Origin of the sequence: Nocardia neocaledoniensis (genome assembly GCF_029868625.1) — a bacterium.
GTDB lineage: Bacteria > Actinomycetota > Actinomycetes > Mycobacteriales > Mycobacteriaceae > Nocardia > Nocardia neocaledoniensis_A.
The window spans coordinates 1-19,092 of record NZ_JARWOJ010000403.1; the positions used below are offsets into that span (position 1 = coordinate 1).

Below are 19,092 nucleotides of genomic sequence, written 5' to 3' on the forward strand. Positions count from 1 at the left end.
TCGCTCCAACCTGGCCTGGTGTGAACTATTCGGGCCAAATGGTATGGCCGAACAGATGATCCGGGCCGATCACCACGACCGGCTTCTGCGAGAGATGCCGCGCTGTTGCTGTGCGGCGGCCGCGACTTTGTTTAAAAACCCCCCGCGCGCACCCGCGGGGGGGGCGGCCGCCGGGCCCCCGCCCCTCGTGTCCGCGTGGAATCAGAAGTTGATCATGTGGCCGGCGAGGCCGTGGATCGCTTCCTGGAGTGCCTCCGACAGCGTCGGATGGGTGTGCACGTTGCGCGCGAGCTCGTTGACCGTGAGGTCCCACTTCTGGGCCAGGGTCAGCTCCGGCAGCAGCTCGGAGACGTCGGGGCCGATGAGGTGGCCGCCGAGCAGTTCGCCGTGGGTGTTGTCGGCGATCAGCTTCACGAAACCGGTGGGGTCGGCCAGGCCGTGCGCCTTGCCGTTGGCGGTGAACGGGAAGGTCGCGACCTTCACGTCGTAGCCCTCGTCGCGGGCCTGCTGCTCGGTGAGACCGAAGCTGGCGACCTGCGGCTGGCAGAAGGTGGCGCGCGGCATCATCCGGTAGTCGCCCAGCGGCATGGTCTCCGCGCCGCCGATGGTCTCGGCCGCGACGACGCCCTGCGCCTCGGCCACGTGCGCCAGCTGCAGCTTGGCGGTGACGTCGCCGATCGCATAGATGTGCGGCACGTTGGTGCGCATGTAGTCGTCGATCGCGATGGCGCCGCGGTCGGTGAGCGCGACGCCGGTGTTCTCCAGGCCGTAGCCGTCGATGCGGGGCGCGAAGCCGACGGCCTGCAGCACCTTGTCGACGGTGACGGTCTCGACCGCACCGGACTTGTTGTCCTTGATCTGGACGGTGACCTTGGAGCCGTCGTCGTCGATCGTCTGCACGGCCGCACCGGTGGTGATGGTGATGCCGAGCTTCTTGTACTGCTTGGTGATCTCCTTGGAGACGTCGACGTCCTCGTTCGGCAGCGCGCGATCGAGGAACTCCACGATCCGCACGTCCACGCCGTAGTTCTTGAGGACGTAGGCGAACTCCATGCCGATGGCGCCCGCGCCGACGATCAGGATCGAGCCGGGCAGGTCGCGGGTGAGGATCTGCTCCTCGTAGGTGACCACGTTGGCCGAGAGCTGGGTGCCCGGCAGCAGCTTGGTGGTGGTGCCGGTGGCGATGATGACGTTGTCGAACGTGATCGACTCGGTGCCGCCCTTGGTGAGGGCAACATCGAGGGAGTTCGGGCCGGTGAAGCTACCGAGACCGTCGAACTCGTCGATCTTGTTCTTCTTCATCAGGAAGTGCACGCCCTTGACGCGCCCGTCGGCCACCTTGCGGCTGCGATCGAAGGCGGCGCCGAAGTCGAAGCTGACCTCACCGGAGATGCCGAAGGTCTTGGCCTCCTTGTGGAAGATATGGGCCAGCTCGGCGTTGCGCAGCAGTGCCTTGGACGGGATGCAGCCCACGTTCAGGCACACGCCACCCCAGTATTTCTGCTCGACAATCGCTGTTCGCAGGCCGAGTTGAGCGGCACGGATCGCGGCGACGTATCCGCCGGGACCAGCGCCGAGAACGACGACATCGTAGTGGGAAGTCACGACCCCGAGCCTAACTCTGTTTCGGGGAGTTCACCCACCCGTCCCCCACTTAGGTGAGACCGTCCGGGGCCCGCGCGACGGGTGCCGCCGAAGTGACCGATCGGTAGTGTCTGCGGGGTGAGCGCCCGCCGAGTCCCACCGCGCGCGCGGGTCCTGCCGGAGCACCCGATCGAGAGCGAGCGGGAGGTCGGTGCGGCAGTCGACGATCACGGCGGTCGAGGGCGCGCGGAGCCGGGCGCGGTCGCGGGCGAACACGTCGGGCGCACGGAGCCAGGCCTGGGCCGACGGCTCGACGGCACGGTCTCGGTCCAGCTGATGCGGCTGCTGGTGCGCGCCGCGCGGGACGCCGGGGTCGATTCCGCGCAGCTCGCGCGGGTGCCCGGCACCGACGAGGTGGTGCTCGGTGGCGAGCTGAACCGGCTGCCGATGCGTTCGCTGCTCACGCTGTGGGAGCTGATCGCGCAGGCCCGACCCGGCGCGGGTTCGGGCGCCGCGATCGCCGCCGCCGCACCGCTGGGCACGCTCGACACCTGGGACTATCTCGTCACCACCGGCGCCTCGCTGGCGGATTCACTGCGCGCGGCCCAGCCGTACCACCGGCTGGTGACCGCGGCCGCCGAGGGCTTCGACCTGTCCGGCGAGAGCGACCTCACGATCGGCTACCGCACCACGGCCGACGATCCCGCCGTCGCTTCGGTGGTCAACGAGTACGTGCTCGCCTATTACCTGCGCCGCGCCCGCGAGGCCACCGGCCGCCCGCTGGTGCCGACGCGGGTCACGTTCGGGCACCCCGCGCCCGCCGACCGCAGCGGACTGATCGCCGTATTCGGCACCGACAGCATCGAATTCGACGCCGCCGACGACGCCATCACCTTCCACGCCGACGACGCCCGTGCCCCGCTCCCCCGCGCCGATCCCGTGCTGGCCAACCTGATGCGCAGCCACGCCGAACTGGTCCTCGCCTCCGCGCGCCCGGTCGCCGACCCGCTCGACCCCTTCCGCCTCGCCCTGGCCGCCGCCGTCGACGCGGGCGATCCGGCCCTGACCCGAGTCGCGAAGTCCCTCGCCATGAGCGAGCGCACCCTGCAACGCCACCTCGCCGAGCACGGCACGACGTGGCGCGCGGAACTCGACGCCATCCGCTACGAGCGCGCGAAAGACCTTCTGGCCCAGGGGCACAGCACGTCGACCATCGCGCACCGCCTGGCCTTCACCGACGACCGAGCCCTCCGCAAGGCCTTTCACCGCTGGACCGGGACCCCACCCACCGCCGCCCGCGGCTAGCGACGACGCGCTGCCCAGCGCTCCGGCCGGCAACTCTGCGTCGGCGCTGGCGAACCCGCGACGAGCGGGTGAAGGCGGCGGAATTCATGGTTTCGCACCGCTACCGGGATCGCCGGCTCAGGACGTCTGGCGTGGCTCGGCGGGGCGCAGGGTGGTACCGATCTCGTCGGCGAGCAGGAGGCCGGCGAGGCCGTGAGCGTGCTTCTCGCGGCGCACGAGGGAGATGATGTTGACGCTGAACGCGTCACGCACGGGCCGGAAGACCAGGCGACCGTCGCGGAGTTCCTCGGCGATGTCGAATTCGCTGAGGAAGGCGATGGCCTCGCCGGACATCGCGAGTCGTTTCATCGTCTCGATCGAATTGGTGTGGAACGCCGGCTGGATATCGAGCCCCGCCTTGGTGAAGGCCTCGGCGACGATTCCGTGGATCACCATGGACCGGTCGGCGAAGATCAGCGGAAACGGCGTGCACTGGGCGAGCGGAACGGTCTCCCTCGGTGCCAGCGGATGATGCGGGGAGACAACGACTCCGAGCCGGGTGTTCATCTGCCAGCACACCTCGAGTTGCGTCGAGGACGGGATATTGAAGCCGAGCCCGAGATCGGCCTCGCTGTTCTCGATCGCGGCGACGATATCGAGGGTCGACATGGTGCGAATCGAGATCCGGACCTGGGGATGCCGGGCCCGAAACGTCGACGCCGCGGTGGCGACGACGCTGCTCGCCAGACCGGTCATGGTGGCGATGACGACCTCGCCGCTGCCGAGCGCGCGCAGATCGCGGATGTCGGCCACGGTCTCCCGGTATTGCCGCAGCGTCTGGCGGATGTGCGCGACGAGCGCCTCGCCCGCCGGGGTCAGGCGCATCCCACGGGGCAGCCGCTCGAACAGCGACTGCTCGAGCTCGGCCTCGAGCAGCAGGATCTGCCGGTTGATGGCCGACGGCGCGACGTGCAACCGAGCGCCGGCGGCCCGGATGGACCCGAGGCGGGCCACCTCGTCGATGTACTGCAGCAATCGTGAATGGAGCACCGCGCCACCTCCTCGGCAGAGTGTACGAAAATTGTGTACACCTTGTGCGAAAACGAATGCTTGTGGGCAACGGTGCCGATCGCGTCCAATCGATACACGCTCAGCGACAGCGCATATCGAGATGAGGTCCGCAATGCCCGCACAGAATTCGACCACCGAGGTTTCCACCCAGGACCAGCACGTCCGCACGATCTTCGCCATCCTGGAGGGCGAGCAGGAAGCCGACCTGCTGCTGCGCAATCTGCACATTCTCGACGTGCACAGCGAAAATGTTTATCCGGGAACACTTCTGGTGCACAACGAGCGCATCATCGCGCTGAGTCCGGATGAATCCATCGTGCGCTACCGCGAATCCTTCGACGGCGAGGGCCTTTACGCGATTCCCGGACTCATCGATGCGCACCTGCACTTCGAATCCCAGCTCGCGCACCCGGCGGCCTTCGGCGAGGCGATCGTGCCGAGCGGCACGACCACCGTCTTCGGCGAAACCCTCGATTTCGCCAGCGCGGCGGGCGCGGAGGCGGTCGAGGCCGCGCGCGCCCTGTTCGCCGAGCACCACAAACTCCCGTACCGGCTCTACGCCTTCGCCCCCGGCAAGAAGTCCGCACCGGAAATCACCGAGGCGATGCTCGCCATGGACCCGGTGATCGGCCTCGGCGAACTCGCGCACCTGTCGTACATGACCGGCGATGCCGACGACTTCCGCAAATCCGCACTGGGGCGGGCGAACGCGGGATTCGTGAACTGCCACTGGGGTGTCACCTCGCTGTCGGACATGTTGCTGAATTACATGCCGGCGATCGGCGTCGACAACAACCACGACGTCTGGAACGAAGCCGATATCGAGAAGAGCATCCGTTACGGCCTGAACACCCAGATCAAATTCGGCGTCGGCAGCCCCGAGGTGATCCGAACCATGTTGCGCGCCATCGTGAAACGGCGCTGGCCCGCCGAGAACTTCCAGCTCTGCGCCGACAACATCTCGGTGGACCGGGTGCTGCGGCAGGGCCATATCGACTGGGTGATCTCGCTGGCCGTCGAGATGGGTATGCCGCCGATCCAGGCGATCAAGATGGGCACGCTGTATGCCGCGCGCTCGTTCCACAAGGACCGCGACCTCGGCTCGCTGAGCCCCGGCCGTTTCGCCGACATCGTGCTCACCGACAGCCTCTCGAAGATCAACCCGCGCTATGTGTTCAAGGGCGGCAAGCTGGTCGCCAAGGACCGGCGGCTGCTCGAACCGGTCGGCATCGACTATTCGGTGCTGGCCAAGCGGCCCCGGCCCGGCCTCGACGACCTGCGGCCCGAGCAACTCGATCTCACCCCGCTCGAGCTTTCCGCCGACGGCACGCGGGCCAAGGTCTTGCTCTTCGACGTGTACGGACGCGGCCACCTCAAGTTCGCGCAGGAGGTGTGGGTGCCGGTGCGCGACGGCGCGGTGGTCCCCGAGCTCGACGGGGTGCGGCTCAACCGGATCTCGGTCGTGCAGCGCTACGCCGACGGCGCGCGGCACACGGTGAACGGGCTGTTCAAGGGCGTCTCGATCGATCGCGGCGCGGTCGCCACCTTCTGGCCCGCGCCCTCGGCCTACTTCGTGGTCGTCGGCTCCGACAGCACCGAGATGTGCGCCAACCTGCGCGAACTCGACCGCCTCGTCGGCGGCTGTGTGGTCACCGAGGACGGCGAGGTGAGGGCGGTGCTGCCGCTGGACTTCTACGGCGTGATGGCCGACATGGACCTCGCCGAGCTCGTCGAGGCGACCCGCTCGATCGATGACGCCCTGGCGAAGCTGGGCCATCACAACGAGGGTGAGCCGGTGGTCAACAAGCTGCTGACGCTGTTCATCTCGCTCGACCGCTTCGGCTTCATGAAATAGCCTCGGCTACCAGAGCAAGGGATCCACCGTTATGCAGCACGACAAGAACGCGGCAGTCATCGACAACGGAAACAAGGTGCGCCGCTGGATCACCTACGTCGCCGGGATCTACATCCTCACCCTCGGCCTCAGCCTGGCCATCAGGGCGGGAATCGGGATCTCCCCGCAGAGCAGCCTCACCCGCACGATGACGCTGGTGTTCACCCCGCTCAGTCAGGGCAACTACAACCTCATCCTCGAGGTCATCATGCTCGGCCTGACTTTCCTGGTCCGGCCGAAGGCATTCAAGGCCAGCTATTTCCTCTCGATGATTCCGGCACTGGTCCTCGCACTGCTGCTGGACTTCAACCTGTGGGTCACCGAGTGGATACACCTGGAGCCGTACGCGGCCAACCTGGTGCTGCTGGTCTTCGCCGACGCGATGCTGGCGCTCGGGTTGTTCCTGATGATCCGCGCGAATCTGATCCTGATGCCGATCGACCTGTTCGTGAACACGATCCAGCAGAAGACCGGACGCAAGTGGGGCAACATCAAGACGGTGTTCGACTGCACGCTGCTCGCGCTGTCGGCGTGTATCGGGCTGTTCTTCCTCGGCGCACCGCATTTCATCCGCGAGGGCACGATCATCAACGCGATCCTCGTCGGGCAGTACGTGAAGGGGTACTTCTTCCTGTACGAGAAGTTCGTGGCGCGTAGGCGCTCTGCGCAGCCGGTGCCCGTCGCCGACTAGTTCGCACCGCTGCCGCCCGGTCCTGTCGTGAATGGACCGGGCGGTGGCGTGCGCGGACCTGGGCACGCGCTCGCGGCGGCCATAGCGTGGTGATCACCGGCGCCAATACCGGCAAGATGCTGGTCCGCCTGGCGTGATCGGCCATCGCCGCCCCGCCCACCTCAGCTCGCCGTCCGTGAGCGTCGTCGAGCGGTGGCCTCTCTCGGCCGTCGACCCGGTGACGCGGCGGACACCGGTTCGGCAAGGTCCGCTAGCCCACCCGGCGGGCGCGGCGGAGGGCCAGGCCGCCCAGAGCCGTCGCGATCGCGCCGACCAGGATGGCGACGAAGGCGCCACCGAGTCCGTTGCCGGTGCCGAGACCGCCGTCGGCGGTGACCGCGACGACCGTGCCGACACCCAGGGCGAGCAGCCCTGCGAGCAGGGCGATGGTGGCGCGGGTCGCGGTGCCGGAGCGGGCCAGGGCCAGTCCGCCGACGATCACTCCGGCGAGGCCGAGGACGGCGGCCGAGGAGGCGCCGAGCCGGCCCGCGCTCAGGTCGTAGACGTCGGCGGCGGTGGCCGGTGCGGCGGCGGTATTCGCGAGGGAGAGGAGGTGGAGTGGCATGGCGGGCTCCTTCGTCGGAGGACTTGACGCTGTCGATCATCGGCGCCTCGAAGGCCCGGGACATCGTGCGCACGTGGACAATTCGCGCTGCTCCGGCGGCAGTAGCCGCTACCCCGAGTGTGGTAGGCGGCCGTTGTGTACCGCGTTCGTGGTAGTCGCGGGATCATCCCCGTGCGGGATTCGGCCGTGCCCGCGGCGGGCTACTGTGCACAGATGAGCAGGGCACGGATCACCGACTGGGTGGTCGCCGTCGGTGTGGCGGCGGTCCTGCTGGTCACCGGGCTCGGCCGGGAGCACATCGGACCCGGCTGGCTCGGCTACGCGCTGCTCGTGGCCGGGGGCCTCGCGCTGGCGGAGCGACGGCGGGCGCCGGTCGCGGTCCTGCTGGTCACCGGACTGTGCGCAGTCGGCTACCAGGCGCTCGGCTTCGACGTCCCGGTCATCGCGTTCCTGTTCGCGGTGTACTTCGCGGTTCGGGCCGGACATCATCTGGTCGTCGTCCTTGCGGCGGTGGCGCTCATCGCCGCGCTCCCGCTGGCCGCGCTGGTCACCCTGGACGACACCGGGGCGGCGCTGGCTCGCGGCCGCGACGCGCTCGAGCTGGCCTGGCTGATCGCCGCGGGCGCGGCCGGGGAGGCGCTGCGGCAGGCCGAGCGGCGCGCCGACGAGGCCGAGCGCACCAGGGAGGAGGCCGCGCGGCGCCGCGCCGACGAGGAGCGTCTGCACATCGCCAGGGAACTGCACGATTCGCTTACCCACCAGATCTCCGTGATCAAGGTGCAGTCCGAGGCCGCCGTCCACGTGGCGCGCAAGCGCGGCGAGGAGGTACCGCCCGCGCTGCTGGCTATCCGGGAAGCCGGGCGCGAGGCGGCCCGCGACCTGCGGGCGACGCTGGCCGCCCTGCGCGACGACGAAGCGCCGCGCCCCGGCCTCGCGCACGTCACCGACCTCGTGGACAAGGCCCTCGCCGCGGGCATCGACACCACGCTGACCGTGGCGGGCGACCACACCGACGTGCCCGCCGCGGTCAGCCGGACCGTCTACCGCGTCGTGCAGGAGTCGCTCACCAATATCGCCAGGCACGCCGACGCCGCGACCGCCACGGTGCGCATCGACCGCGGCCGCGACGCCCTCACCGTCGACATCGTCGACGACGGCAGGGCCACCACCGACGCGCCGCCGACCCCGGGGGTCGGGCTGCTCGGCATGCGCGAACGGGTCACGGCGCTCGGCGGCCACCTGCGAGCCGCACCCCGAGCCGGGGGCGGCTTCGCCGTCCATGCCGAATTACCCTTGGAGCGGCGATGATTCGCGTCCTGCTCGTCGACGACCAACCGCTCATCCGCAGCGGGTTCCGCGCCCTGCTCGACATCGAGGACGACATCGAGGTGGTCGCCGAGGCCGCCGACGGCCGCGCCGGCGTGGAGCTGGCTCGGCGGCACCGGCCCGACATCGCGCTCATCGACATCCAGATGCCGGTCCTCGACGGCATCGAGGCGACCCGGCGCATCGCCGCCGACCCCGAACTCACCGACGTGCACGTAGTCATCCTGACCAACTACGGCCTGGACGAATACGTCTTCGACGCGCTGCGCGCCGGTGCGGCCGGCTTCCTCGTCAAGGACATCGAAGCCGAGGACTTCCTGCACGCCATCCGGGTGGCCGCCCGGGGTGACGCCCTGCTCGCGCCGTCGATCACCCGCCGTCTGATCGCGCGCTTCGTCGCCCAGCCGCGCGTGCGGGCACCCGGCCCCGGGCTCGACGAGCTGACGACGCGCGAACGCGAGGCCGTCGCGCTCGCGGCGCGGGGCCTGTCCAACGACGAGATCGCCGCGCGGATGGTGATCAGCCCGCACACGGCCAAGACCCACCTCAACCGGGCCATGACCAAGCTGCACGCCCGCGACCGGGCGCAACTGGTGGTCTTCGCCTACGAATCGGGCCTGGTAACGCCCGGCTGAACGGGCTACCGCCGCCAGACCTGGCTCGCCACCCTGGCGAAGTTGCCGCCGAAGATCGCGGCCCGCTCGTCGACGGTGAATCCGCGATCGGCGAGCAGGTCGTCCAGACCGGGCACATCGGAGAGGCCGAGGAAATCCTCGGGCGGCGTCCAGTGCAGCGGCCCCCACCGGGTGTAGGACTCCGAGAACGCGCCGGGGTTCGCGCGGATCTCCTCGTTGAACTCCTCGCCGTCGAAGGAGTAATCCGAGCTGACGCCGATGTGCTCGATGCCGACCAGGTCGACACCGTATCGGATGTGGTCGGCCATGGCCGCGACGCGTTCGGCCCGCGCGCCGGGCTCATTGTGCCCCAGGAAGATTCCGACGCCGTTGATACCGATCACACCGCCCGTCGCGGCACAGGCGCGGGCCTGCTCGTCGGTGATATTGCGCGGATGTTCCCACAGGGCGGAGAAATTGGAGTGACTGTAGATCATCGGGGCGCGGGTGTGCGTGGCGATGTCGAGGCCGGTACGGCGGGAGCAGTGCGAGCCGTCGGCGAACACGCCGACCTCGTTCAGCTTGCGCACCAGGTCTTTTCCGTATTCGGTGAGGCCGGTGTCATCGGTGTCCAGGCAACCACAGCCCGCCGGGTTGGCGTGGTTGTAGGTGGGCAGCAGCGAGCGCACGCCGAGGCCGTGGAACAGTTCGACATTGTCGAGGTCGCCGTCGAGCGGAGCGGAGTCCTCCAGGTCGAAGGCCAGCGAGATCACCTCGGGCGCACCGATATCCGCCGTTTCGGCGACGAGCCGGAAGCGCGGGTCGGCACTCGCGTCGGCCCGGAAGCGGTGCAGCAGGGCCAGTGAATCCGCCTTGGTCTGCGCCGAATACCCCACGTTGACCGACAGGTACGAGCCGAGCGGATACCGGGCGAGCTCGTCGATGCGCGCGGTGTGATGCAACGGCAGGCAGCAGTGCTGCTCCCACAGGAACGGCGCCATGGTCACCTCCGGTCATTGTTCGTGACCTGCGATCCTACGTTTCGCGGCCCGACCGGAACCGCAGCGACGCTAACGCGCTACCAGCGGCCTCCGATCAATCAGTACCTTCCTCCCACTGCCAAGTAAGGCGGTGCGACATGCGTCGCTTCCTCATCCTCCTCACTACGATCGTGGCCTGCGCGGGCCTGTGGACGATCCCCGCCGCGGCCGCCCCGTCCGCCTGCGACCTCACCTGGGGCTCGCTCGACGAGAAGAACCCGGCCTACTCGCGGGCCACCGTCACCGACGTGCGCGCGGGCCGTCACGACTGCTTCGACCGCCTGGTCGTCGACCTGGCCGGCCCCTCGGCGGGCTACCTGGTCCGCTACGTCGACACCGTCACCGAGGACGGCTCCGGCCACCCCGTCCCCCTGCGCGGCGGCGCGTTCCTGCAAGTCACCGTGAACGCTCCCGCCTACGACGACGCGGGCGAGATGACCTACCGGCCCGCCGATCGCACCGAACTCGTCGACGTCACCGGCTACCAGACCTTCCGTCAGGTCGCCTGGGCCGTCTCGTTCGAAGGCCAGTCCTCCCTCGGCCTCGGCGTCCGCGCCCGCCTCCCCTTCCGGGTGTTCACCCTCGACCACCCTTCCCGCGTGGTGATAGACGTCGCGCACCACTGGTGACCGCCGTTTGCCCACATCGGCAACAATGTGGGGATGAGCGGCGTTGAGCAGAACGTGACCGATCCCTATCTCTGGCTCGAGGACGTGACCGCCGAGGCGGCGCTGGACTGGGCGCGAGCCCGCAACGACGTGGTGCGGCGCCGGTTCGCGGCGACCGACCGGTTCGCCGAACTCGAGCGGCGCGTGCTCGCGATGCTCGACGACGACACCAAGATCGCCTACCCGGGGCGGCGCGGGCAGTGGCTCTACAACTTCTGGCGCGACGCCGAGCATCCGCGCGGGCTGTGGCGGCGGACCACGTTCGAGTCCTACGCCACCGATGATCCCGAGTGGGATGTGCTGATCGACGTCGACGCGCTCGCCGAGGCGGACGGGGAGAACTGGGTGTGGTCGGGCGCCGCGGTGCTGCGTCCATCGCAGGAACGCGCGATCATCCACCTCTCGCGAGGTGGCGCCGACGCCACCGTCGAGCGCGAATTCGATATGACCACAAGGCAATTCATCGAACCCGCGGACGGCGGGTTCTTCCTCCCGGAAGCCAAGTCGCGGATCGGGTGGATCGACGCCGACACCGTCTACGTTGGCACCGATTTCGGCCCGGGTTCGCTCACCGACTCCGGGTATCCGCGCATCGCCAAGCGGTGGCGGCGCGGCACCGAACTCGCCGCCGCCGAAACGGTGTTCGAGGGCAAGCCGAGTGATGTCTCGATCAGCGCGGGCTACGACCGTCACCCGGGCTACGAGCGGCACTACCTGCACCGCTCGACCGACTTCTACAACTCCGAGGTCTCCCTCCTCGACGACGGCGAGTGGCGACTGATCGAGACCCCCACCGACGCCGACGTCGACTGGTACCGCGACTGGCTGCTGGTGCGTCTGAAGACCGAATGGACACCGGGCGAAACCACGTTCGCACCGGGCAGCCTGCTGGTCACCGATATCAACGACTTCCTCGCCGGTGGACGGGAATTCGAGGTGCTGTTCGCACCCGATCCGCATACGTCGCTGGAATCGTGGGGCTGGACCGAGAACCACCTGATCCTCACCACCCTGCGCGATGTGCAGACGGGACTGCGCGTGCTCACCCCCGGTCCCGACGGCTGGTCCAGCACAGAACTCGCCGACTCGCCCGCCATGTCGAACACCTCGGTGAACAATCTCGACCCGCTCGAGGGTGGCGACGAATTCATGCTCACCACCACGGGTTTCACCACACCGACGACGCTGCTCAGCAGTGCGATCGGCGAGTCGGCCACGGTGCTCAAGCAGGCGCCCGGCTATTTCGACGCCGAAGGCATCGAGGCGGAGCAGTTCTTCGCCACCTCCGATGACGGAACGGCCGTGCCCTACTTCGTGATTCGCCACCGTGACCGCAAGGGCACGCCCGGCCCGACCATCATGGACGGCTACGGCGGATTCGAGATCTCGCGGACCCCGGCGTATCTGGGCGCGGCGGGCATGGGCTGGCTGGAGAAGGGTGGCACCTTCGTGATGGCCAATATCCGCGGCGGCGGTGAATACGGGCCCGAATGGCACACGGCCGCATTGAAAGAGCACCGGCACCGCGCGTTCGAGGACTTCGCCGCGATCGCACGGGACCTCGTGGACCGGGGCATCACCACCCCGGACCGGCTCGGCGCCAAGGGCGGCAGCAACGGCGGACTGCTGATGGGCGTGATGCTCACCCGCTACCCGGAACTGTTCGGCGCGATCGTCTGCCAGGTGCCGCTGCTGGACATGCGGCGCTACCACCTGCTCCTGGCGGGCGCGTCCTGGATCGCCGAGTACGGCGACCCGGACAAGCCGGAGGAATGGGCCTACATCAGCGAGTACTCGCCCTATCAGAACACCGATCCCGGCAGGCAGTACCCGCCGATCCTGCTCGCCACCTCCACCCGTGACGACCGGGTGCATCCGGGGCACGCGCGGAAGATGGCGGCGCTGCTGGAATCGGAGAACCGCACCGTCTGGTACTACGAGAACATCGAGGGCGGACACGGCGGCGCGGCCGACAACAAGCAGGCCGCGCACCTGTCGGCGCTGGTCTACGAGTTCTTCACGCAGATGCTGATGGAAGGGCGACGCTCGGCGTAGGGGCTCAGCGGTCGCGCAGCCACTTCTCGACCGCGTCGACGGTGGTGTCCGGGTTGGTGATCCAGCCGTTGTGCCCGAGGGCCTCCGGCTGGAACCACCTGGTCACCTGCGCGGCCGGCAGTTTGCCGAGCAGGTGGTCGGCCGAGGACTGCGGCGCCAGCTCGTCACCGGCGATGGTGATCGACAGGATCGGGAACTTCAGCCGCGAGATCCGTTCCTCGTAGTCGATATCGGCGCCGACCGGCACGAACCGCCCGGTCCTGGCCAAGCGGGCCCAGTCCGACATGAGCACTTTGGACTGCCTGCCGAACGCCCGGCGGCCGAGCATGTCGCCCGGCCAGAACCCGGCCAGATTGGAGGCGACCGCCACCGCCGCCGTGCCGACCAGCATGCCCGGCGCGAGCACGCCGCGATAGCCGCGGAAATACGGTGTACCGGAGGCGATCAGGATCAGCCCGGCGATGCGGCCGCGCGCCCTGGCCGCGTACATGACCGCGAGCTGGCCGCCCATGCTGTGACCGAGCAGGTAGGGGGTACTGCCGGGGAACCGGTCGCGCACCGCCTGGAGGATGGCGGGGAAGTCGACGGACGCCAGTTCGTGGTAGCCGTAGGCGCTCTCGGCGTCGGGTCGGTGGGTGCTGTCGCCGTTGCCGCGCAGTTCGCCGATGGCCACGTCGAAGCCGCGCTGGGCCAGGCGGTCGCCGAAGTACTCGTAGAACTCGCCGGGCACGGCGAGGCCGGGCACGATGACCACCACGGGTCGTGGCGCGTCGGGGGTGACGGTATGGCGATGCGGGCCGCGGGCGGGGATCAGCCGTACCGGCAGGGTCGTGCCGTCGGGGACCTGGATCGGGACGAGCTCGACCCGGGGCATCAGGCCCCTACCGCACCGAGGATCACCCGGCTCAGCACCTGGATCACGTCGTCGAGCGGTGGCCGCGGGTCCGAGCCGCTCCAGCCGTCGACCACGTAGTTCACCGCGCCGATGATCGCCAGCACCCGCAATTCGTAGTCGCCCGCGGGGATCTCGCCGTGCATGGCCGCGTCCTCGGCGGCGCTGGCCAGTAGCGAGCCCCACACCCGGCGCAGTTCGAGCCGGTACTTCTCCACCTTGGGGCCCGCGCCGACGACCTCGACCAGGGCCACCCGCGCCTTGCGCGGATCGGTGCCGATGGTCTCGACGTAGGCGCGCACGGCCGCGTCGATGGACTCGAGCACGGTGGCGTCGGACTTCGCCTCGAGGGCGGTGGCGACCGCTTCGCGCGATTGCCGGTCGATCTGCTCGTACAGTTCCAACAGCAGCGATTCGCGGCCGGTGAACTCCTCGTAGAACTGCCGAGACGAGAGCCCGGCGTCCTTGCAGATGGCACCGACCGAGCTGTTGGCGTACCCGTCGCGCGCGAAGACCGTCAGGCCTGACTCCAGAAAACGCGCACGCCGCTGGCGTTGCCGGTCCTCTACGGGCTGCCCGGCATACATTCGTCCCGTATTCGCATCCTGTGACATTGTCGCTGACAATACCGAAGGGCCCGATCCCCTCGTCATGGATCGGGCCCTTCGGCTGCCCTCCCGGCTTACCGCGCGTTAGCCGAAAGTTGGCTGGTGTCTGCTCAGTTGCCCGAGGTCTGCGCCGAGCCGGTGCTCATCGAGCTGCTGAGCAGGCCGAGCAGCAGGCTCAGGATGCCGCCGTCGCCACTGCTGCCACTGTTGTTTTCGGTGATGTAGTAAAGCATGGTGCAACTCCAGTTGATGCTTTGTGACGTCGCCGTCACTGGCCATTTGCCATCTCGGACGATACTCAGCCCCAAAGTGAAGTGAGGCCGTTTTAAAGGAATTCCCTAGAACTTTCTTGCCGCTTGCGCGCGTCCGACGCGACTCGGCAGGATGGCAGCCACATGACGACGATCGATATCGCGAACGACAGCCTCGACGGACTGTCGGTGGGTGACGCACTGGGGGCACAGTTCTTCGTACCGGGCCGCTCGGTTCCGGAACTTCTGGCGGGCCGTCCACCCGCGGGCCCATGGGAATGGACCGATGACACCGAAATAGCCTGACCTCGACCGCGCGGCGGCAGAGGCGGCGACGTCGGCCGAGGTGACGCACGCCAACGCGGAGGCGATCGTCGGGGCGATGGCTGTCGCCGTCGCGGCGAGCCATGCCGCGGACTCCCGCGGGCGCTCCTGCGCGCCGGGGGAACTGTTCGACGCGGTGGAGCCCTATCTGATCGAGGGGCGGACCGCGCGCGGGATCCGACGGGCGCGGGTGATGCTCGGACGATCGGTGGCCGAGGCCGCCTACGAGCTCGGCAACGGGGCGCGGGTCAGCGCGCAGGACACCGTCCCGTTCACGCTGTGGGCGGCGGCGAGCTTCCTCGACGACTATCCGCGCGCGATCACGGCCTGCGTCGAGGCCGGCGGGGACGCGGACACCACGGCCGCCATCGTCGGCGGGATCGTGGCCGCGCGGACCGGGGTCGGCGGCGACGGGGTGCCGCACGCATGGCTGACCGCGCGGGAGGACCTGCCGACGTGGGGTTGACGGGGAGGTGAAATCCGACCACGGGCGGAGGGAACCACCGGTCGGGCACGCCTATGCTTACCGCGACCGACCGTCACACGCATCCCGGAGGCACTGTTGCCTAACAATCTCGAAGCCAGCATCGATATCGCCGCCGCGCCGGAGAAGGTGTGGTCGATCCTGGCCGATCTCCGTCGCGTCTCCGAACTCAGCCCGACGACGCTCAAGATGATTCCGCTCGGCGGCGTGCGCGACGGTGCGTTCACCGTCAACGTCAACAAGGTGGGCTGGAAGATCTACCCGACCACCTCGCGCATCGTGACCTTCGAGCCGAACCGTTCCTTCGCGTTCCGGATGAACGAGAACCGCACCGTCTGGCGCTACGACCTCGAGCCGACCGCCACCGGCACGCGCGTGGTGGAGACCCGCACCGTCGACGCCAAGGGCCTGCCCGGGTGGCTGCGTGGGGCCATCAAGGTGGCGATGGGTGGCGAGGAGAAGTTCGAGGCCGACCTGGTCGCGGGCATGCAGGAGACCCTGCGCAAGGTGAAGGTCGCCGCGGAGAGCTGACCCGATCGACAACACCGAGAGCCCGCCGGATCCGTCCGGCGGGCTCTCGCCGTTTCTAGGGCAGATCCTGCCTGATCTCCTCGAACGCCTGCGCGGTCCGCGCCAGCAGCGCGGTCAAGGTGGCGAACTCGTCGGCGGTGAAACGGTCGGCGGCGGCGCGCTCCACCGCGATCGCGCGCGCGTCGGCCGCCGCGGTCAGCTCCTTGCCCGCCTCCGTCAGCCGCGTCTCGAGCACGTTCCTGTGCCATTCGTGCGGTGAGCGCTCGACCAGGCCGCGCTCCTGCAGATTGGTCAGGACGGTGTTCATGGTCGGCGGCGTCACCCCTGCCAGCCGGGCCAGGGCAGCGGCCGAGATGCCGGGGTTCTCGGCGAGATACATCAGCGCGCTGAACTGCGGAACCGTCAGCCCGGCCGGTTTGAGCGCGGCTGTTTTCGCCGCGATCATCGCTTGCTCGGCACGCTTGAGAAACGTGCCCAGCCTCTCGGTCGAGGGCATGGACGTCATGGGGGCATGGTATCCGCCCGACTCGAAGCAAGACTCTTGACGATCATTAGAGTTCTAATCTACATTTCTGCTCGTCGCTTGATGTCTGGCATTACATGAACGAGAGGCTTCATTATGATCAGGACAGGTACGACCCTCGTCACGGCCATCGCCTGCCTGGCCGTCACCGCCTGCGGTACCGACGCCCCCGCCGCCACCCCCACCCTGAGCACCGCCTACGAACTCCCCGGCGCCGCCGTCTACCCCGAGGGCATCGCGGTGGACGCCCGCACCGGCGACAGCTACGTCGGCTCCTACGCCGACGGCACCGTGTACCGGGCCACCGGCGCCGCGACCCGCGCCGAGGTGTTCCTGCCCGCCGGAGCCGATGGCCGCAAGACCACCAACGGCCTGCGCGTCGACCGCGCGGGCAGGCTGTGGGTCATCGACTCGACCGCGGGAGTCATGGTGTACGACACCGGTTCTCGCGCGCTGCTCGCCAGATACGATGTGCCCGGCGCGGATCCGCGCTTCGTCAACGATCTCGCCTTCGGCGCGGACGGCAGCGCCTACCTCACCGACAGCGTGCGCAATGTCGTCTACCGAGCCGATGCCGACCGGATCGCCACGGGCCGAGGCGAATTGACCGTCGCCTTCGACCTGGCACCCACGCTCGGTCCGCGCGCTCCGCAGGTCTTCGAACTCAACGGCATCGTGGCCGACGAAGCCGGTCGGTACCTGCTGGTCGTCGCGATGTCGGCGGGCGAGCTGTACCGCATCGATCTTTCCGGTGGCGAGCCGATCCGCGAGGTCGCGTTGAGCGGCGGCGATGTGCGCCACGGCGACGGCATGGAATTGCGCGGCGACACCCTGTGGGTGGTCCACAACACCGACAACACCATCAGCCGCTGGAAGATCACCGATGACGGCGCCACGGCGACGCGGGAGCGCGAATTCCACGATCCCGCGTTGAGTATCCCCACCACGATGGCGCACAGCGGAGACCGGGCGCTGATCGTGTCGTCCCAGTTCGACAAGGGCGGGCCGATGGGCGGGGAGGCGAAGCCGGGGACCTTCGTGGTGTCAGCGGTCGACGGGCTCTGAGCGCACGAAATCCTCGAGTACCGTGACGAATTCGTCCGGCTGCTCGACCTGCGGGGAATGTCCCGCGTGCTCGACCAGATGGGTCCGCGCCCCCGCCGCGGCGAATCTGGCGAGCGTGGCGGTGCTGTCGTAGAGGTGATCGTGTCGGCCGTGGATCGCCAGGACGGGCAGGTCGAGGGCGGCCACGCGCTCGTCGAGCGGGTGCGCGGCGAGGTCGTCGGCCCGGCCGCTCACCGCGTAGGCCATCGCGGCGGGGACGGCAGCGCGGAAATCGCGGACCACGGCGTCGGCCAGACCGGGCGCCGAGTCGTAGCGGAACCGCGGCGCGAAGACACCGCGATTGGCCAGCCGGATCACCACGCCGGGAGTGAAGCGCTGCGCCAACCGCACCGTCGACGGGCGGACCACCCAGCGGGCGGCCGCCGGGATGTTCGCGGCGCGATAGTCCGGCGCCTGGCCGACCAGCACCACCCGCCCCACCCGCGAGGTCGTCGTCGCGAGCTCGAGGGCGATCTCGGCGCCGAAGGAATGCCCGACGACCGTCACATCGTCCAGATCGAGTTCCGCCAGCAGCGCCGCGATCGGCGTGGTGCGCGACGCGGCGTCGAAATCGCCCGAGTCGGCGCCCTGGTCGCGCACGTCGACGCGGATCACCCGGAACGAGCGCGCGAGCCGTTCGGCGACGCCGGCGAACCAGTCGACCGAGCCGGGGATGCCGTGGACGCAGACGATCGCCGGAGCGCTCGGTTCACCTTCGTCCACAAACAGCACAATTCACCCTAACGCGCGTCCGCGGGCCGGCGCCGCGACCCGGATCTAGGCTGTCGCTCATGGTCACCGCCCTGCTGTACGGCCTCGGCGCTGTGGTTCCCCTGTTGATCGGCGTCGCGATCGGCTTGCGGTGGTCGCTGCCGAAACCCGTGCTCGGCGCCCTGATGGCGTTCGGCGCGGGCACCATGATCGCGGCGGTCTCGGAGGAACTGTTCGAGCCCGCGTTCCGTGAGCACGGCGCGCTCGTCGCCGGTGCCGCGCTGTTCCTCGGCGCGGGGGTGTATGTCGTCGCCAACTATTTCATCGAGGAGAAGCTCGGCGCCGCCGCGATCGGCTGGGCGCTGCTGCTCGGCACGGTCCTCGACGGCATCCCGGAGAACACCGCGCTCGGCGTCTCGCTCTCGGGTGGCGGCGGCGTGGTGCTGGTGGTCGCGATCGCGGCGGGCAATGTGCCCGAGGCGCTCAGCGGCGCGACCCTGATGCGCGACCGGCACTCCTTCGGCACGGGCCGCATCTTCGCGTTGTGGGCGATCACCGGCGCGGTCCTCGTGCTGGTCACCGTGCTGGGACATGTTCTCGCCGAGGACATCTCACCCACCGCGATCGGCGCCGTGCAAGCCTTCGCCGGTGGGGCGACGATCGCCGTGCTGGCCGATTCGCTCATTCCCGAGGCCTACCGCGAGGGCGGCTGGTGGGTGGGGATCGCCACGGCCGCGGGGTTCTTCGTCGCCTTCGCGCTGGGGTGAGTCAGCGGGTCATGCGGCGTCGCGCGCGCGTCATCATGCGCGGTACGAGTCTGCGGTGCGCGAGGC

General features: G+C 69.0%; 21 protein-coding genes. 12 read left to right on the forward strand and 9 right to left on the reverse strand.

What is annotated here, in order from left to right:
- Window positions 1-201 precede the first annotated feature (201 nt).
- Complete coding sequence (gene lpdA / locus QH270_RS31990; protein ID WP_280348267.1) at window positions 202-1,605, reverse strand: dihydrolipoyl dehydrogenase; 1,404 nt, start codon at window positions 1,603-1,605, stop codon at window positions 202-204.
- Window positions 1,606-1,722: 117 nt separating this feature from the next.
- Between lpdA and QH270_RS31995 the strand changes: the two genes are divergently transcribed.
- Window positions 1,723-2,889, forward strand: coding sequence for an AraC family transcriptional regulator (locus QH270_RS31995; RefSeq protein ID WP_280348269.1), 1,167 nt, complete (start codon window positions 1,723-1,725; stop codon window positions 2,887-2,889).
- Window positions 2,890-3,006: 117 nt separating this feature from the next.
- Here QH270_RS31995 and QH270_RS32000 read toward each other — a convergent pair whose 3' ends face one another.
- On the reverse strand, window positions 3,007-3,918 hold the full coding sequence (locus QH270_RS32000; RefSeq protein ID WP_280348271.1) for a LysR family transcriptional regulator: 912 nt from the start codon (window positions 3,916-3,918) through the stop codon (window positions 3,007-3,009).
- Between the two features lie 133 nt (window positions 3,919-4,051).
- Here QH270_RS32000 and QH270_RS32005 point away from each other — a divergent pair, with 133 nt between their 5' ends.
- Together QH270_RS32005 and QH270_RS32010 are read left to right on the forward strand one after the other, a co-directional pair.
- Window positions 4,052-5,794, forward strand: a complete 1,743-nt coding sequence (locus QH270_RS32005; RefSeq protein WP_280348273.1) for an adenine deaminase C-terminal domain-containing protein — start codon at window positions 4,052-4,054, stop codon at window positions 5,792-5,794.
- Between the two features lie 31 nt (window positions 5,795-5,825).
- Complete coding sequence (locus QH270_RS32010; RefSeq protein ID WP_280348275.1) at window positions 5,826-6,524, forward strand: YczE/YyaS/YitT family protein; 699 nt, start codon at window positions 5,826-5,828, stop codon at window positions 6,522-6,524.
- A 250-nt stretch (window positions 6,525-6,774) separates the two neighbouring features.
- On the opposite strand, the gene QH270_RS32015 is transcribed toward QH270_RS32010, so the two are convergent.
- Window positions 6,775-7,128, reverse strand: a complete 354-nt coding sequence (locus QH270_RS32015) for a DUF6223 family protein (RefSeq protein WP_280348277.1) — start codon at window positions 7,126-7,128, stop codon at window positions 6,775-6,777.
- A 213-nt stretch (window positions 7,129-7,341) separates the two neighbouring features.
- Here QH270_RS32015 and QH270_RS32020 point away from each other — a divergent pair, with 213 nt between their 5' ends.
- The gene (locus tag QH270_RS32020; RefSeq protein ID WP_280348279.1) at window positions 7,342-8,436 is read left to right on the forward strand and encodes a sensor histidine kinase; all 1,095 of its coding nucleotides are present in this window, start codon (window positions 7,342-7,344) and stop codon (window positions 8,434-8,436) included.
- Window positions 8,433-9,089, forward strand: a complete 657-nt coding sequence (locus tag QH270_RS32025) for a response regulator transcription factor (protein ID WP_280348281.1) — start codon at window positions 8,433-8,435, stop codon at window positions 9,087-9,089. Before QH270_RS32020 ends, QH270_RS32025 begins: the two co-directional genes overlap by 4 nt.
- A gap of 5 nt (window positions 9,090-9,094) precedes the next feature.
- Here QH270_RS32025 and QH270_RS32030 read toward each other — a convergent pair whose 3' ends face one another.
- Window positions 9,095-10,069, reverse strand: a complete 975-nt coding sequence (locus QH270_RS32030; protein WP_280348301.1) for a dipeptidase — start codon at window positions 10,067-10,069, stop codon at window positions 9,095-9,097.
- 137 nt (window positions 10,070-10,206) lie between these two features.
- Between QH270_RS32030 and QH270_RS32035 the strand changes: the two genes are divergently transcribed.
- Window positions 10,207-10,737, forward strand: coding sequence for an AMIN-like domain-containing (lipo)protein (locus QH270_RS32035; protein WP_280348283.1), 531 nt, complete (start codon window positions 10,207-10,209; stop codon window positions 10,735-10,737).
- Between the two features lie 33 nt (window positions 10,738-10,770).
- Window positions 10,771-12,831 carry a prolyl oligopeptidase family serine peptidase gene (locus tag QH270_RS32040; RefSeq protein ID WP_280348285.1) on the forward strand — a complete coding sequence of 687 codons (2,061 nt, stop codon included), beginning with the start codon at window positions 10,771-10,773 and terminating at the stop codon, window positions 12,829-12,831.
- 4 nt (window positions 12,832-12,835) lie between these two features.
- Here the strand turns inward: QH270_RS32040 and QH270_RS32045 are convergent, their stop codons facing one another.
- The 3 genes from QH270_RS32045 to QH270_RS32055 all read right to left on the reverse strand — a co-directional run bounded on the left by QH270_RS32045 (window position 12,836) and on the right by QH270_RS32055 (window position 14,564).
- Window positions 12,836-13,705, reverse strand: coding sequence for an alpha/beta hydrolase family protein (locus QH270_RS32045; protein WP_280348287.1), 870 nt, complete (start codon window positions 13,703-13,705; stop codon window positions 12,836-12,838).
- Window positions 13,705-14,337, reverse strand: a complete 633-nt coding sequence (locus QH270_RS32050; protein WP_244198361.1) for a TetR/AcrR family transcriptional regulator — start codon at window positions 14,335-14,337, stop codon at window positions 13,705-13,707. The genes QH270_RS32045 and QH270_RS32050 overlap by 1 nt, the downstream gene beginning before the upstream one ends.
- 104 nt (window positions 14,338-14,441) lie before the next feature.
- Window positions 14,442-14,564 (reverse strand): hypothetical protein, encoded by a 123-nt coding sequence (locus QH270_RS32055; RefSeq protein WP_261774368.1) that lies wholly within the window; start codon window positions 14,562-14,564, stop codon window positions 14,442-14,444.
- A 162-nt stretch (window positions 14,565-14,726) separates the two neighbouring features.
- Between QH270_RS32055 and QH270_RS32060 the strand changes: the two genes are divergently transcribed.
- The 3 genes from QH270_RS32060 to QH270_RS32070 all read left to right on the forward strand — a co-directional run bounded on the left by QH270_RS32060 (window position 14,727) and on the right by QH270_RS32070 (window position 15,921).
- A complete protein-coding gene (locus tag QH270_RS32060; RefSeq protein WP_280348289.1) occupies window positions 14,727-14,888 on the forward strand; it encodes an ADP-ribosylglycohydrolase family protein in 162 nt (53 codons plus the stop codon).
- A gap of 40 nt (window positions 14,889-14,928) precedes the next feature.
- Window positions 14,929-15,372, forward strand: a complete 444-nt coding sequence (locus tag QH270_RS32065) for an ADP-ribosylglycohydrolase family protein (RefSeq protein ID WP_280348291.1) — start codon at window positions 14,929-14,931, stop codon at window positions 15,370-15,372.
- Between the two features lie 96 nt (window positions 15,373-15,468).
- Window positions 15,469-15,921 carry an SRPBCC family protein gene (locus tag QH270_RS32070; protein WP_280348293.1) on the forward strand — a complete coding sequence of 151 codons (453 nt, stop codon included), beginning with the start codon at window positions 15,469-15,471 and terminating at the stop codon, window positions 15,919-15,921.
- Between the two features lie 55 nt (window positions 15,922-15,976).
- On the opposite strand, the gene QH270_RS32075 is transcribed toward QH270_RS32070, so the two are convergent.
- Window positions 15,977-16,426 carry a MarR family winged helix-turn-helix transcriptional regulator gene (locus QH270_RS32075; protein WP_280348295.1) on the reverse strand — a complete coding sequence of 150 codons (450 nt, stop codon included), beginning with the start codon at window positions 16,424-16,426 and terminating at the stop codon, window positions 15,977-15,979.
- Window positions 16,427-16,540: 114 nt separating this feature from the next.
- Here QH270_RS32075 and QH270_RS32080 point away from each other — a divergent pair, with 114 nt between their 5' ends.
- Complete coding sequence (locus tag QH270_RS32080; protein ID WP_280348296.1) at window positions 16,541-17,509, forward strand: SMP-30/gluconolactonase/LRE family protein; 969 nt, start codon at window positions 16,541-16,543, stop codon at window positions 17,507-17,509.
- On the opposite strand, the gene QH270_RS32085 is transcribed toward QH270_RS32080, so the two are convergent.
- Window positions 17,489-18,271: an alpha/beta fold hydrolase gene (locus tag QH270_RS32085; RefSeq protein WP_280348297.1), complete on the reverse strand. Its 783-nt coding sequence runs from the start codon at window positions 18,269-18,271 to the stop codon at window positions 17,489-17,491. The two genes, QH270_RS32080 and QH270_RS32085, sit on opposite strands and share 21 nt — an antisense overlap.
- A 68-nt stretch (window positions 18,272-18,339) precedes the next feature.
- Between QH270_RS32085 and QH270_RS32090 the strand changes: the two genes are divergently transcribed.
- Window positions 18,340-19,026 carry a ZIP family metal transporter gene (locus tag QH270_RS32090; protein WP_280348299.1) on the forward strand — a complete coding sequence of 229 codons (687 nt, stop codon included), beginning with the start codon at window positions 18,340-18,342 and terminating at the stop codon, window positions 19,024-19,026.
- Window positions 19,027-19,092 lie beyond the last annotated feature (66 nt).

Bases quoted from the DNA above. Each gene is read 5' to 3' on its own strand.
- QH270_RS32040 (WP_280348285.1), top strand. From the start codon at position 10,771: ATGAGCGGCGTTGAGCAGAACGTGACCGATCCCTATCTCTGGCTCGAG.
- QH270_RS32005 (WP_280348273.1), top strand. From the start codon at position 4,052: ATGCCCGCACAGAATTCGACCACCGAGGTTTCCACCCAGGACCAGCAC.
- QH270_RS32015 (WP_280348277.1), bottom strand. From the start codon at position 7,128: ATGCCACTCCACCTCCTCTCCCTCGCGAATACCGCCGCCGCACCGGCC.
- QH270_RS32075 (WP_280348295.1), bottom strand. From the start codon at position 16,426: ATGACGTCCATGCCCTCGACCGAGAGGCTGGGCACGTTTCTCAAGCGT.
- QH270_RS32055 (WP_261774368.1), bottom strand. From the start codon at position 14,564: ATGCTTTACTACATCACCGAAAACAACAGTGGCAGCAGTGGCGACGGC.
- QH270_RS32020 (WP_280348279.1), top strand. From the start codon at position 7,342: ATGAGCAGGGCACGGATCACCGACTGGGTGGTCGCCGTCGGTGTGGCG.
- QH270_RS32060 (WP_280348289.1), top strand. From the start codon at position 14,727: ATGACGACGATCGATATCGCGAACGACAGCCTCGACGGACTGTCGGTG.
- QH270_RS32045 (WP_280348287.1), bottom strand. From the start codon at position 13,705: ATGCCCCGGGTCGAGCTCGTCCCGATCCAGGTCCCCGACGGCACGACC.
- QH270_RS32035 (WP_280348283.1), top strand. From the start codon at position 10,207: ATGCGTCGCTTCCTCATCCTCCTCACTACGATCGTGGCCTGCGCGGGC.
- QH270_RS32025 (WP_280348281.1), top strand. From the start codon at position 8,433: ATGATTCGCGTCCTGCTCGTCGACGACCAACCGCTCATCCGCAGCGGG.
- QH270_RS32050 (WP_244198361.1), bottom strand. From the start codon at position 14,337: ATGTCACAGGATGCGAATACGGGACGAATGTATGCCGGGCAGCCCGTA.
- QH270_RS32010 (WP_280348275.1), top strand. From the start codon at position 5,826: ATGCAGCACGACAAGAACGCGGCAGTCATCGACAACGGAAACAAGGTG.
- QH270_RS32030 (WP_280348301.1), bottom strand. From the start codon at position 10,069: ATGGCGCCGTTCCTGTGGGAGCAGCACTGCTGCCTGCCGTTGCATCAC.
- QH270_RS32090 (WP_280348299.1), top strand. From the start codon at position 18,340: ATGGTCACCGCCCTGCTGTACGGCCTCGGCGCTGTGGTTCCCCTGTTG.
- QH270_RS32080 (WP_280348296.1), top strand. From the start codon at position 16,541: ATGATCAGGACAGGTACGACCCTCGTCACGGCCATCGCCTGCCTGGCC.